At 68.5% G+C, this 12,077-nt stretch carries 13 protein-coding genes and 1 tRNA gene; 4 read left to right on the top strand and 10 right to left on the bottom strand.

Annotated features, from left to right (window positions below; translation table 11 throughout):
* Positions 1-2: 2 nt before the first annotated feature.
* The 7 genes from pth to ACFCQI_RS12700 all read right to left on the bottom strand — a co-directional run bounded on the left by pth (position 3) and on the right by ACFCQI_RS12700 (position 6,390).
* A complete protein-coding gene (gene pth / locus ACFCQI_RS12730) occupies positions 3-584 on the bottom strand; it encodes an aminoacyl-tRNA hydrolase (protein ID WP_395121354.1) in 582 nt (193 codons plus the stop codon).
* 53 nt (positions 585-637) lie between these two features.
* Positions 638-1,333, bottom strand: coding sequence for a 50S ribosomal protein L25/general stress protein Ctc (locus tag ACFCQI_RS12725; RefSeq protein WP_395117236.1), 696 nt, complete (start codon positions 1,331-1,333; stop codon positions 638-640).
* A 218-nt stretch (positions 1,334-1,551) separates the two neighbouring features.
* Positions 1,552-2,493, bottom strand: coding sequence for a ribose-phosphate diphosphokinase (locus ACFCQI_RS12720; protein ID WP_395121353.1), 942 nt, complete (start codon positions 2,491-2,493; stop codon positions 1,552-1,554).
* Between the two features lie 51 nt (positions 2,494-2,544).
* Positions 2,545-2,621: transfer RNA gene (locus ACFCQI_RS12715), tRNA-Gln, on the bottom strand.
* A gap of 40 nt (positions 2,622-2,661) precedes the next feature.
* Positions 2,662-4,041, bottom strand: a complete 1,380-nt coding sequence (gene ispE / locus ACFCQI_RS12710) for a 4-(cytidine 5'-diphospho)-2-C-methyl-D-erythritol kinase (protein WP_395117234.1) — start codon at positions 4,039-4,041, stop codon at positions 2,662-2,664.
* Positions 4,042-4,096: 55 nt separating this feature from the next.
* Positions 4,097-4,702 (bottom strand): lipoprotein insertase outer membrane protein LolB, encoded by a 606-nt coding sequence (lolB, locus tag ACFCQI_RS12705; RefSeq protein ID WP_395117233.1) that lies wholly within the window; start codon positions 4,700-4,702, stop codon positions 4,097-4,099.
* Positions 4,699-6,390, bottom strand: a complete 1,692-nt coding sequence (locus ACFCQI_RS12700; protein ID WP_395117231.1) for a tetratricopeptide repeat protein — start codon at positions 6,388-6,390, stop codon at positions 4,699-4,701. The genes lolB and ACFCQI_RS12700 overlap by 4 nt, the downstream gene beginning before the upstream one ends.
* A 165-nt stretch (positions 6,391-6,555) precedes the next feature.
* Here ACFCQI_RS12700 and hemA point away from each other — a divergent pair, with 165 nt between their 5' ends.
* Positions 6,556-7,827 carry a glutamyl-tRNA reductase gene (gene hemA, locus ACFCQI_RS12695; protein ID WP_395117229.1) on the top strand — a complete coding sequence of 424 codons (1,272 nt, stop codon included), beginning with the start codon at positions 6,556-6,558 and terminating at the stop codon, positions 7,825-7,827.
* A 70-nt stretch (positions 7,828-7,897) separates the two neighbouring features.
* A complete protein-coding gene (gene prfA / locus ACFCQI_RS12690; protein ID WP_395117227.1) occupies positions 7,898-8,977 on the top strand; it encodes a peptide chain release factor 1 in 1,080 nt (359 codons plus the stop codon).
* Positions 8,978-8,994: 17 nt separating this feature from the next.
* On the opposite strand, the gene ACFCQI_RS12685 is transcribed toward prfA, so the two are convergent.
* Genes ACFCQI_RS12685 through ACFCQI_RS12675 form a run of 3 tightly spaced genes read right to left on the bottom strand, consistent with a single transcriptional unit; the run spans position 8,995 to position 11,008 of the window.
* Positions 8,995-9,261, bottom strand: a complete 267-nt coding sequence (locus ACFCQI_RS12685) for an acylphosphatase (protein WP_395117226.1) — start codon at positions 9,259-9,261, stop codon at positions 8,995-8,997.
* Positions 9,261-9,734, bottom strand: coding sequence for a TlpA family protein disulfide reductase (locus ACFCQI_RS12680; RefSeq protein WP_395117225.1), 474 nt, complete (start codon positions 9,732-9,734; stop codon positions 9,261-9,263). The genes ACFCQI_RS12685 and ACFCQI_RS12680 overlap by 1 nt, the downstream gene beginning before the upstream one ends.
* Complete coding sequence (locus tag ACFCQI_RS12675) at positions 9,731-11,008, bottom strand: YihY family inner membrane protein (RefSeq protein WP_395117224.1); 1,278 nt, start codon at positions 11,006-11,008, stop codon at positions 9,731-9,733. The genes ACFCQI_RS12680 and ACFCQI_RS12675 overlap by 4 nt, the downstream gene beginning before the upstream one ends.
* A gap of 105 nt (positions 11,009-11,113) precedes the next feature.
* On the opposite strand from ACFCQI_RS12675, the gene wrbA reads away from it, so the two are divergent.
* Together wrbA and ACFCQI_RS12665 are read left to right on the top strand one after the other, a co-directional pair.
* A complete protein-coding gene (wrbA, locus tag ACFCQI_RS12670; protein ID WP_395117223.1) occupies positions 11,114-11,716 on the top strand; it encodes an NAD(P)H:quinone oxidoreductase in 603 nt (200 codons plus the stop codon).
* Entirely contained in the window at positions 11,713-12,075 is a 363-nt protein-coding gene (locus ACFCQI_RS12665) for a DUF2069 domain-containing protein (RefSeq protein ID WP_395117222.1), read from the top strand. The genes wrbA and ACFCQI_RS12665 overlap by 4 nt, the downstream gene beginning before the upstream one ends.
* The last annotated feature ends 2 nt before the right edge of the window (positions 12,076-12,077 follow it).

Raw genomic sequence — 12,077 nt, 5'->3', positions numbered from 1 at the left:
CCCTATTCCCGACTTGTATGCAACTGCTGCATCGCCTTGTCGAACTGCCCATCCACCGCCAGCGGCAGCACGTCCAGGGCGCGCGCGACGCCGTCCAGGATGGCGGTTTCGTCCGTGGCGGAAGGCCGGCCCAGCACCCACGGCGTGACCTGATCCTTGTGGCCGGGGTGGCCGATGCCCACGCGCAAGCGATGGAACTTGCCGTGGCCGAGGTGGCCCATGATGTCGCGCAGGCCGTTCTGCCCACCGTGGCCGCCGTCGAACTTCAGGCGCACGGTACCGGGCGACAGGTCCAGGTCGTCATGCGCGACCAGACATTGTTCGGGTTCGATCTTGTAATAGCGCAGCGCCGAAACCACGGCGATGCCGCTCTTGTTCATGAAGGTGGCGGGCTTGAGCAGCCAGACCGGTTCGCCGCCAAGGCGCACGCGGCAGCTCTCGCCATGCAGCTTGCCGTCGAAGGCGAACCGCTCGCCCTGGCCGCCGGCGAGGGCGTCCACCAGCCAGAACCCGGCATTGTGCCGGGTTCTGAGGTATTCGGCGCCGGGATTGCCCAGCCCGACGATGAGTTTCAATCCAGCCATTGCGCAGCCAGCCATGCATGGCCCCGCGCCGGTCGGGCGCGGGGCCGCACGACTTACTTCTTGTCGGCAGCCGGCTTGGCGTCGGACTTCGCACCCGGCTTGGCAGCCGCGGCCTTGGTCGCTTCGGCCTCGGCTTCGGCAGCGTCTTCCGCGACATCCGCGGCGCTTTCCTTGACCGCGTTCACGGTCACCACAGCGACGTCGTGGGCTTCACCCAGCTGCAAAGCCGGCAGTTCCACGTTCGCCGGCAGCTTCAGCTGCGACAGGTGGATGATGTCGCCGGCCTGCAGCGCGCCCAGATCCAGCTCGATGAACGCCGGCAGATCCTTCGGCAGGCAGCTGACTTCCACTTCGGTCAGGTTGTGCGAGATCACCACGCCGGACATCTTGCCGGCCGGCGACAGTTCCTTGTTCAGGAAATGCAGCGGCACGTTGGCGCGCAGCCTCGCGTTCTCGTCGATGCGCTGGAAATCCATGTGCATCATCAGCTGCTTGAACGGATGCTTCTGCCAGTCGCGCACCAGCACCTTCTGCACCCTGCCATCGACGTTCAGGTCGAGGATCGAGGAGAAGAACCATTCGTTCTTGGCGGCGAGCAGGATGGTGTTGTGCTCGATCTGGATGCTTTCCGGCGGCTGGCTGCCACCGTAGACGACGGCCGGCACGAAGCTCGCGCGACGCAGGCGGCGGCTCGCACCTTTCCCCTCGTCCTTGCGGCTCTGCGCCTTGATTTCATGAGTCTGGGTCATTTTGTTTCACTACCTTGGTGGTGGTTTGCCGCCTCGCGACGGCTTGGGTGACTTCCCCGCGACCAGGGAAGATCGTTATTTCACGCGGCATCCATGCCGCGAAAAGCCGAACATCAAAACCGCCCGTCCGGGGCGGACTCTTCAATTTCTTCCACGCGGCATCCATGCCGCGAAAAACAAAGATCAAGACCACCCATCCCTGGGTGGACTTTCAAATTTCAATCCACGTACAGCGAACTCACCGACTCGCCGAAGGCGATGCGGCGAATGGTTTCAGCCAGCAGTTCGGCGACGGAGAGCTGGCGGATCTTGCTGCAGGCCTGGACTTCGGGGCGCAGCGGCAAGGTGTTGGTGACCACCAGCCGGTCGAGCTGGGAGCCTTCGATGTTGCTGATCGCCGCGCCGGACAGCACCGGATGCACGCAGTAGGCGACCACCTTGCGGGCGCCGCGCTCCTTGAGAGCTGCAGCGGCCGCGCACAAGGTGCCGGCGGTATCGACGATGTCGTCGACCATGACGCAGGTCTTGCCTTCGACGTCGCCGATGATGTTCATCACGGTGGAGACGTTGGCGCGCGGACGGCGCTTGTCGATGATCGCCAGGTCGGCGTCGTCCAGCCGCTTGGCGATCGCCCGGGCACGCACCACGCCGCCCACGTCCGGGCTGACCACGATCAGGTCTTCCATGCTGTACTTGCGCCAGATGTCGGCCAGCAGCACCGGTGAGGCGTACACGTTGTCGACCGGGATGTCGAAGAAGCCCTGGATCTGGTCGGCATGCAGGTCCACCGTCAGCACCCGGTCCACGCCCGCGGCGCCGATCATGCGGGCGGCCAGCTTGGCGGTGATCGGCACCCGCGCCGAGCGCGGCCGGCGATCCTGCCGGGCGTAGCCGAAGTACGGGATCACCGCCGTGACGCTGGCCGCCGAGGCGCGCTTGAGCGCGTCGGTGAGCGCCAGCAGCTCGAACAGGTTCACCGCGCTGGGCGCACCGGTTGGCTGGATCACGAACACTTCCTGCCGGCGCACGTTCTCCTCGATCTCGATCTGCACCTCGCCGTCGCTGAAGGTGCCGACCAGGGCCTTGCCCAGCGGCACGCCCAGGCGGTGGGCGACATCCTCGGCCAATGCGCGATGCGCATTGCCGGTGAACAGCATCATCGGGGTGGACGTGTCCACGGTGCTACCTCGAAAACTCAGCCAACAATGAAGTGGCTGGGGCGGCAGGATTCGAACCTGCGAATGCGGGAATCAAAATCCCGTGCCTTAACCAGCTTGGCGACGCCCCAGTGTCTTGGTGTATTCGGTCGTGCCTTTGCCTGAAATCCGTCAACTTGCGCGTTGCCGCGCCAGCGCCTGATGCAGCGGCGAGACATCCATCCCGCTCGCCACGTGTACCCTGAATGTCGCCGGACAACGTTCTGCGATGGCGTGGGCACGCGCGAGCGAGCGCAGCTCCAGGAACACGCAGCCGCCGGTACCCGAAAGCCTCGCCGTGCCGAAACCGCCCAGCCACGCCAGCGCTGCCGCGACCCGCGGGTAACGCGCCCGCACGACCGGCTCGAAGGCGTTCTCGACCGTTGCGCCGGAAACAAAGGACGAAATTGTCGCCCGCGGCGCATTTCGTGTCAATTCAGGCGCTTGAAAGAGCGCTGCAGTAGGCACCTGCTCGCGCGGGTCGAGCACCACGTAATGCCTTCGCGGCAGATGGATCGGGCTGAGTCGCTCGCCGACGCCCTCGGCCCAGGCCGAACGTCCGCGCACGAATACCGGCACGTCGGCGCCGAGCTGGCCGCCCAGCGCGGCCAGGCTGTCCTCGTCCAGATCCAGCCGCCACAGGTGATTGAGCGCCACCAGCACGGTGGCCGCGTCGGAACTGCCGCCGCCGAGGCCGCCGCCCATCGGGATGCGCTTGTCGACGGCGAGATCCGCGCCCAGCGCACAACCGGCATGCTGCTGCAGCAAGCGGGCCGCGCGCACGACCAGGTCGTCCGACTCGGCCACCCCCCGCGCGCCGTGCAGGCGCTTCACTTCGCCATCGTCGCGCACCCGCAGGCGCACTTCGTCACCCCAGTCCAGCAGGCGGAACACGGTCTGCAGTTCGTGGTAGCCGTCGGCACGGCGACCGGTGATGCGCAGGAACAGGTTCAGCTTGGCCGGCGCGGGCCATGCGGTCCATTCACCACGCGCCGGCGTGGCCAGCGGGCGGCTCATGAAGACGCGCAGGTCGTCGGGAAAACCGTGCTCGCGATCGCGCTGGCGGGCGTTGGCGAACGCCGGGGCGTTCTTGTCGACCACCGCGAAACCATGCCGTGCGTAGAACGGCGCGTTCCACGGCACGTCGGCAAGGGTGCCCAGATCCACCCGCCGATAGCCCGCCTCGCGCGCCCAGTTGCAGGCGTGTTCGAGCAGGGCCGCGCCGATGCCGCGGCGACCATGCCCGGGCAGCACGTCGATCTCGGCGACGCCGATCGCACCGTCGCCCGGCTCCTCGTCCAGCCAGATGAAGCCGAGCGGATCGCCCGCTTCATCCGGCGCCACCCAGACCAGGCCGCGCTCGACAGCCTGCCGCAGCAGTTCGACCGGCATCGACACCGCCGCGTACGCCGGCCACGCCGGATGGCCGCGAAACAGCTGCACGGCCTTGCGCTCGATCGCACACAGGGCGGCGACATGGCCCGGCTGGGCACGGTCGATGTGGACGTTCATGGATGGCAGCGGCGCACCGTCGGCAGGGCGCAAAGCCTAACCCAACCGACGGCGCTTACCGAAACTGCCAGGATTCGATCGACAGCCGCACCTTGTACGGCGGTCGCGCGGCGTAGACCTTGGTCGGCAACGGCGGATCGCGGGTTTCGTCCCAGCTGCGGTATTCCACCGACCAGCCGTCCTGCCGCAGCAGCGACGGCAGCCGGTTCTCGCCGAAGCGGATTTCCGCCGGGCCGCCAGCGGCACGCAGGCCCAGCACCCACGCGCGCAACTCGCGCAGCGGCACTTCCCAGCCCAGTGCCTTGCGCATCAGCGCCTCGGCGTCGTTGCCGCGCAGCGGCCCGCCGTCCAGCCCTTCGAGCAAGGCATCGTGCGCATCGCCGCTGAGCCGGAAACTCTTGCCGGTCACCGGCGCGCGCAGCACGAACTCGTAACGCGCGCCGTCCTGGCTCCAGCTGAAGCTGCCGCTGCCGCCTTCGTGGCCATCCGACACGCCCAGCCGGCCTTGCAGCGACCAGTGCCCGGCGTCGGACAGCGCGTGTTCGCGCGCGCGCTGGGCGGCAAGCAGGCCGGCGTCGCCGGGCATGCGTACCGCCGGCGCGCAGGCAGTCAGCAGCAACGGCAGCAGCAATGCCGCGCCGTACGCGGTGATCCGGCTCAAGGATGCGCTCCGACCGGCAGCAGGCGCTTCAGGGCATCGCGCAGGGCGAGGCTGTGCGGGTCGAGCTTGCGCACCTCGTCGAACACCTGCTGCGCATCGTGGCGACGGCCCTGCTTCCACAGCACTTCGCCCAGATGCACGCCGACATCGGCGTCCTTGCGCGCCAGCCAGGCGCCGCGCAGGGTTTGCTCGGCCTGCGCCAGATGGCCGAGGCGATATTGCAGCCAACCCCACGAATCGGCGATGGCCGGATCGTCGGGCTTGGCCGCGCGCGCGACCTGCAGCAGCTTCTTCGCCTCGGCCAGGTCGCGATTGGCGTCGGCCAGGGTGTAGCCCAGCGCGTTGCTGGCGTCGATGTCGCCGGGCTTGATCTTCAGCAGGTGCTGGAAATCCTTCACCGCCAGGTCGATCTGGCCGGCTTGGGCATAGGCCAGGCCGCGACCGTAGAGCAGGCCGGGATCGTCGGGCATCACCTGCAGGGCGCGGCCGAACGCGGTTTCCGCCTGTGCGTAGTCCTGCTCGCGCAGGTACAGCTCGGCATCGGCCTGCAAGGCCTGACTCAGTTGCTCGGGCTGTTCGAGGTAGTCGATTTCCAGTTGGGCGAGCAACTGATGCGCCTGTTCGCGCTTGCCCTGCGTGTGCAGGATCAGCGCACTGCGTATCGCGGCGTCGAACGCATGCGGATCGTCGTCGCCGACCTGCTCGTACCAGTCCAGCGCCTCGGCCTCGCGATGCTGCATCTCGGCCAGCTGACCGAGCAGGTAGCTGCTTTGCACGCGCACGTCGGGCGCGGCCTGCTGCAACTGGCGGTACAGCGTGGCCAGGGCCTTCGCGTCCTGGTGGCGAGCGGCCAACCCCGCGCGCATGGCGTAGGTGTCGGCATCCTGCGTGCCGTGCGCGAGCAGCCGGCTGGCGGCCGCGTCGTCACCCGACGCGCTGAGCAGGCCGGCGTAGGCCAAGCGCAGGCGCGTATCGGACGGTGCCTGTGCCAGCGCCTTGCGCAACAGCTCCTGCGCGCCGGCACGGTCGCCGTCCTTGGCTTTCATTTGCGCGGCCCAGGCGTAGGTCTCGGCGTTGTGGAAGCGCTGCACCGCCGCCGTGGCGATCTGCTGCGCATAGGCATGGCGGCCGAGCTTGTCGCCCAGTTCGCTCATCGCCAGCCAGGCCTTGGGGTCGGCCGGCAATCGCGCCGGCACGGCCAGCGCCTCCAGCAGGCGCGCCGCCTGCGCCTGGTCGCGCGCGCCCAGCAGCACGCGGCCGAACTGGCGCCAGGCATCCTTGTCGCCGCTGGTGACCAGGCGTTCCAGCTGCTGTTCCGCCTCGGTCGCATTGCCTTGGTCGAGTGCCAGCTCGGCGCGCGCGCGGGCAATGGATGCGGGCTTGGCGCCCAAGGCCTGCCAGCGGTCCAGCGCGCGGCCGGCCGCCTCGCCGTGATGCACGGCGATGGCCAGCTCCGCTGCCCGCTCGGCAACGGCGGGATCGGTGCTGAGGGCCATCGCCTTGTCGTAATGAGCCGACGCGGCGGGCAGATCGGTGTTCCCCAACGCCATTTCGCCGGCCAGCAACTGGGCCAGCAAGTCGTGGTCGGCATCCGGCGTGGCCACCACCAGATGCGCCAGCGGCTGCGGCGTCGGCGCGGCCTGCGGACGCAGCGGCGCCGTGGTGCAGGCGCCAAGCGCGAGCGCCATTGCGGCCAGTGCCGTAAAATGCCGCAGTTGCTTGAACTTGTTCGACCCGCTCCGCACACTGTTCTCCGTCAACCGACCTGCTGCAGCCGTATCCGCGATGATCGGCGCTCGCGCCAAGCTTAGCCTACGCCGCCAAACTCCTGCCGCCGAGATATCCGCCATCCCATGCCACTGATCGCCCTCGGGCTCAATCACCTCACCGCGCCGGTCAGCCTGCGCGAGCAGGTGGCGTTCGATGAGGACGCCGCCAGCGCAGCGCTGCGCGAGCTGGCCAGCGAGCCGGGCATCGAGGAGGCGATGATCCTGTCCACCTGCAACCGCACCGAGCTGTACGTGGGCGTGGCCGAAGGTGCCGAGGACATCCCGCAGGTGTGGTTGAACCGTCATCATCATCTGACCCCCGGCAAACTCGATGAGTTCCTTTATCGGCATGAGGAACGCGATGCGGTACGCCACGTGTTCCGCGTCGCCACCGGGCTGGATTCGATGGTGCTGGGCGAGCCGCAGATCCTGGGTCAGGTGAAGGACGCCTACCAGCAGGCGCGCCTGGCGCATGCGCTGAAGGCGCCCATGGATCGCCTGCTGCAGCACACCTTCGCGGTGGCCAAGCGGGTGCGCACCGACACCCGCATCGGCGCGCACACGGTGTCGGTGGCATTCACCGCGGTGCGCCTGGCCGAGCAGGTATTCACCGACCTGGAACAGGCCTGCATACTGCTGATCGGCGCCGGCGACACCATCGAGCTGGCCGCGCGCCACCTGACCGAACGCCACGCCCGCCGCCTGATCGTGGCCAACCGCACGCTGGAAACCGCGCAGGATCTGGCCGGCCGCTACGGCGGCTACGCGGTGGCACTGGCCGACCTGCCGCAACACCTGGCCGAGGCGGACATCGTGATCTCCTCCACTGCGGCGCGGCAGCCGATCGTCACCCGCGCGATGGTCGGGCAGGCAATGGCGAGCCGCCGGCGCAAGCCGATGTTCATGGTGGACATCGCGGTGCCGCGCGACATCGAGGAATCCGTCGCCGAACTGCCGGATGTCTATCTCTACGGCATCGACGACCTGCGCCAGGTGATCGACGACAACCGCCGCTCGCGCGAAACGGCCGCCCGCGAGGCGGATGCGATCATCGACCTGCAAGTCGACCGCTACATGGCCTGGCGCCGCGCGTTGACCACGAAGAACCCCGCCCTGGACATGCGCCAGCACGCCGAGGTCTACCGCGACGAGGTGCTGGGCAAGGCCCGCGCGATGCTCGCCCACGGCAAGTCGCCGGACGAGGCACTGGCCTTTCTCGCCAACACGCTGACCAACAAGCTGCTGCACCATCCCAGCGCGCGCTTGCGCGAAGCCGCCCTGAGCGGCGATCTCGACCTGCTGCACGCCGCGGGGCGGCTGTACGGGCTTGATTCAGAAGCGAGTGATGAGAAGTGAGAAGTGAGAGAAAGCATCGCTCCGGCCCTCTCTTTTCTCACTCCTCTCCACTCACTTCTCGCCCCTCCCCATGACCCCCTCGATCCGCCGCAAGCTCGAAGCACTCGCCGAGCGCCACCAGGAAATCGGCCTGCTGCTGTCGCAGCCCGAGGTGCTGGCCGACAACAGCCGCTTTCGCGAGCTGTCGCAGGAGTACGCCCAGCTGGAACCGATCGCCGGTTCGCTGCGCGAGCACGAGCGCGCCGAGCGTGATCTGGCCGAATCGCGCGCGATGCTGGACGATCCCGAATTGCGCGAGATGGCCGTCGACGACGTCGCCCGCCTGGAGCGCCGCCTGCAGGATCTCGACGGCGAACTGCAGCTGTTGCTGCTGCCGAAGGACCCGCGCGACGAGGCCAATCTCTATCTGGAAGTGCGCGCCGGCACCGGTGGCGACGAGGCGGCGATTTTCGCCGGCGACCTGTTCCGCATGTACGTGCGCTACGCCGAGAGCCGCCGCTGGCACGTCGAGGTGCTCAGCGAGCACGCCGGCGAGCACGGCGGCTACAAGGAGATCGTGGCGCGCATCGAGGGCAAGGGCGCGTACTCGCAACTGAAGTTCGAATCGGGCACGCACCGCGTGCAGCGCGTGCCGGAAACCGAATCGCAGGGCCGCATCCATACCTCGGCCGCGACCGTCGCGATCCTGCCGGAGCTGGACGAGATCGACGAGATCGAGATCAACCCGGCCGACCTGAAAGTGGACACCTTCCGCGCCTCCGGCGCCGGCGGCCAGCACGTCAACAAGACCGACTCGGCAATCCGCATCACCCACCTGCCCTCCGGCACCGTGGTGGAGTGCCAGGACGAACGCAGTCAGCACAAGAACCGCGCGCGCGCGATGAGCCTGCTGAAGGCGCGCCTGCTCGACGAGGCGCAAGGCAAGCAGGCCGCCGCGCAGGCGCAGGAACGGCGCCTGCAGGTGGGCTCCGGCGACCGCAGCCAGCGCATCCGCACCTACAACTACCCGCAGGGCCGCATCACCGACCACCGCATCAACCTCACCCTCTACCGCCTGCCCGAGATCATGCAGGGCGACCTGGGCGAACTGATCGACACGCTGACCCGCGAACACCAGGCCGACCAGTTGCAGGCCCTCGGCGGCGCCTGAGCCCCTCCCAGAGCAGGCTAGGCGGTGTGGAAACCGTGCAGCTCCCGTTCGGGCAGATCCTCGCGATCGACCGCGGTCACCTCGGCCGCGGGAGGGCCTTGCCACAGCCACTGCTCCAGCGCGTCGAGCGCCTCGGCGCGCCCGCCGACAAGCACCTCGACGCGACCGTCATCCAGGTTCCTCGCGTGACCGGCAATGCCCAGCGTCAGCGCCTGCTCGCGGGTGCTGGCGCGAAAGAACACGCCCTGCACGCGACCGTCCACGAGAAACCGCGCCGTCGGCATCAGTCCGCCCCGATCCACTGCTTGAGCAGGGCCTCGGTGACCGGCCCCAGCTTCCGCTGCGCCACCTTGCCCTGCGGGTCGATCAGGTAGGTCATCGGCAGGCCGCGCGGCGCGTCGAAATCCTTCAGCGGCTTGTCCACGGTGACCTGGGCGATCGGATAGACCACCGGGTGCCTGGCCAGGAACGCCTTGATGTCGGCCGTGTCGCTGTCCTCGTAGGCCAGCCCGATCGCGCGCACGTTCTGGTGCGCGGCGACGAAGTGCGAGATGTCCGGCATTTCCTTGATGCACGGCACGCACCAGGTCGCCCAGTAGTTGACGATGACCCAGTGCCCGCGCTGCGCGGCCAGGTCGAAGCTCTTGCCATCGAGCGTGCTGACCTTGAGCGTTGGCTGCTCCGGCATCGCGGCCTGCAACGGAGTGACGAAAGCCAGCGCCAGGGCGACGGCGGCGAAACGGCTCAGCAACATCATGCGGGGAGTTCCTCGGTGTCGGCGGCCGGGTCGGCGGCCGGGGGATAGATCTGGTCGAGCCGGGTGCCCAGCTTCGAATGCAACGCGGCGGCCACCTCGTCGAGCAGCAGCAGCAGCTCCGCCGGCAACACCACGTTCATCGCCGCGGCTTCCTCGCGCGGCTGCAGCGGCAGGCGGTGATGAGTGCAACGATACAGCCGCAGCAGGTCGGTGCTGTCCAGGCTGCGACAGAGCAGCCAGCCGCCCGCCTCCCCGCGCTGGATCAGATCGGCGTCCTGCAGGTCGTCGAAATAGCCGGCGACCGCACCTGCGCTGAGGCTCGGCGCGCCCAGGCGCACCTCGGCCACGTCCACGCACGCACCCTTGCGCTGCGCGTCGACGAACACCCCCAGCACCACCAGCAGGCCCAGGAACTCGGCCCCTGCCGGCAGGGTTGCGGAGGGCGGCACGTACTCGTAGGCGGAGATCGACGCCGCCACCGAGGCGGCCAGGATCACGATCACCCACGACAGGTAGATCCACAGCAGGAAGATCGGGATCGTCGCCAGCACGCCGTAGATCTGCTGGTAGGTCTGCGCGTGCCCCACGAACTGGCCGAAGCCCCAGCGCGCGATCTCGAACAGCACCGCGCCCAGCAGCGCGCCGATCGCCGCGTCGCGACGCGACACCCGCGTGTTGGGGATCACTGCGTACATCAGCCACAACGTGCAGAAGGTCACCAGGAACGGCAGCGTCGCCAGCAGGCTGGCGCCGATCGAGTGGATCTGGCCGGCCGCCACGCTGAGGAACGGCATCGCGGTGACGTACGACGTGGTGGCGATGCCGCCGCCGACCAGGATCGGCCCCAGCGTCAGCGCGGCCCAGTACAGCAGCAGGCGCGAACTCCAGCGGCGCGCCTGGTGCACGCGCCAGATCCGGTTGAGCCGGTCCTCGATGCTGATCATCATCGACAGCGCGCTGAACAGCATCACCAGGATGCTGACGCCGGTGAGCCCTTTGGCGTTGTCGGCGAAACTCTGCAGCGCCGCCTGCACCTTTTCGCCGGCCGTCGGCACGAAATTGTTGAAGACGAAATTGAGCAGCGTGTCGCGCGCGCCCGCGAACACCGGGAACACCGCGAACATCGCCAGCACCGCCACCGTCAGCGGCACCAGCGACACCAGCGTGGTGTAGGACAGCGCGCCGGCCGTCTCGAAGCACTTGTCGTCGATGAAGCGCTGCCACACGAAGCGGCGGAAATAGCGCATGCGATCGGGATCGAAGCGGCGGGCCATCGCTATCCTCGGGTTGTCGCGGCAGCCTGCCGCTTCCGGTGTTCGGGGTATCGGCCGGTACACTAGCCCATTGCCCGTGAACGCCTCAACGCGTGGAATCGCCGCATGGCCCGAGAAATCCTGGTGTTGTATTACAGCCGCAGCGGACACACCGCCCAACTGGCGCGCCTGATCGCGCGTGGTATCGAGGAGGTACCCGGCATGCGCGCCCGCCTGCGCCAGGTGCCGCCGGTGGCGCCGGTGACCGACATCGCGCAGCCGCCGGAACCGGAGGACGGCGCGCCATACGTGACCAAGCAGGATCTGCTCGACTGCGTCGCACTCGCCATGGGCAGCCCCACCCGCTTCGGCAACATGGCCGCGCCGCTGAAATATTTCCTCGACACCACCGGCGCCGAATGGGCCAGCGGCGCGCTGGCCGGCAAGCCGGCGGCGCTGTTCACCTCCACCAGCACCATGCACGGCGGCCAGGAATCCACCCTGCTCTCGATGGCGCTGCCGCTGCTGCATCACGGCATGCTGATCGTCGGCGTGCCGTACACCGAGCCGGCGCTGACGAGCACGCAGAGCGGCGGCACCCCCTACGGTGCCAGCCACGTCGCCGGCGCCAAGGGCGACAACCCGATCAGCGAACACGAGCGCGAGCTGGCCCGCGCGCTGGGCCGCCGCCTGGCCGACGTGGCCCGCCGCCTGGCGGACACGCCATGACCGCCGCCACGCACCCACCCATCCTGCCCGTCTATCGCGTCGGCCTGGCCGCCTGGGCCTTGCTCGTCGTGCTGCAGCTCGTCTGGCATGCGTGGCTGGTGCCATCGCAAACCCTGCCCGCCTGGCTGGTGCTGGCGATCACCGTGATTCCCTTGCTGCTGCCGCTGCTGGCGCTCCGCAACGTGCGCCGCGCGCTGCTGTGGGTCGGCATCCTCAGCCTGTTCTATTTCTGCCACGGCGTGACCGAGGCGTGGAGCGCGCCGGGCGAACGCGTGCTGGCATGGGCGGAGATCGTGCTGACGGTCGGCCTGATCGCCGTGCTGGGCGCCGGCGTCAAGCAGCGAAGCACGCCGCACTGATC

Origin of the sequence: Rhodanobacter sp. FW102-FHT14D06, from assembly GCF_043950705.1 — a bacterium.
Lineage (GTDB): Bacteria > Pseudomonadota > Gammaproteobacteria > Xanthomonadales > Rhodanobacteraceae > Rhodanobacter.
The sequence above is the reverse complement of the archived record's forward strand: the minus strand, read 5'-3'. Positions and strand labels throughout refer to the sequence as shown.

What these genes read in the sequence shown, in the direction of transcription:
- ACFCQI_RS12725 (WP_395117236.1), bottom strand. Translation starts at nt 1,333, where the DNA reads ATGACCCAGACTCATGAAATCAAGGCGCAGAGCCGCAAGGACGAGGGG.
- ACFCQI_RS12685 (WP_395117226.1), bottom strand. Translation starts at nt 9,261, where the DNA reads ATGCCGACGGCGCGGTTTCTCGTGGACGGTCGCGTGCAGGGCGTGTTC.
- ACFCQI_RS12680 (WP_395117225.1), bottom strand. Translation starts at nt 9,734, where the DNA reads ATGATGTTGCTGAGCCGTTTCGCCGCCGTCGCCCTGGCGCTGGCTTTC.
- ispE (WP_395117234.1), bottom strand. Translation starts at nt 4,041, where the DNA reads ATGAACGTCCACATCGACCGTGCCCAGCCGGGCCATGTCGCCGCCCTG.
- ACFCQI_RS12675 (WP_395117224.1), bottom strand. Translation starts at nt 11,008, where the DNA reads ATGGCCCGCCGCTTCGATCCCGATCGCATGCGCTATTTCCGCCGCTTC.
- prfA (WP_395117227.1), top strand. Translation starts at nt 7,898, where the DNA reads ATGACCCCCTCGATCCGCCGCAAGCTCGAAGCACTCGCCGAGCGCCAC.
- hemA (WP_395117229.1), top strand. Translation starts at nt 6,556, where the DNA reads ATGCCACTGATCGCCCTCGGGCTCAATCACCTCACCGCGCCGGTCAGC.
- pth (WP_395121354.1), bottom strand. Translation starts at nt 584, where the DNA reads ATGGCTGGATTGAAACTCATCGTCGGGCTGGGCAATCCCGGCGCCGAA.
- ACFCQI_RS12700 (WP_395117231.1), bottom strand. Translation starts at nt 6,390, where the DNA reads ATGGCGCTCGCGCTTGGCGCCTGCACCACGGCGCCGCTGCGTCCGCAG.
- ACFCQI_RS12665 (WP_395117222.1), top strand. Translation starts at nt 11,713, where the DNA reads ATGACCGCCGCCACGCACCCACCCATCCTGCCCGTCTATCGCGTCGGC.
- wrbA (WP_395117223.1), top strand. Translation starts at nt 11,114, where the DNA reads ATGGCCCGAGAAATCCTGGTGTTGTATTACAGCCGCAGCGGACACACC.
- ACFCQI_RS12720 (WP_395121353.1), bottom strand. Translation starts at nt 2,493, where the DNA reads ATGATGCTGTTCACCGGCAATGCGCATCGCGCATTGGCCGAGGATGTC.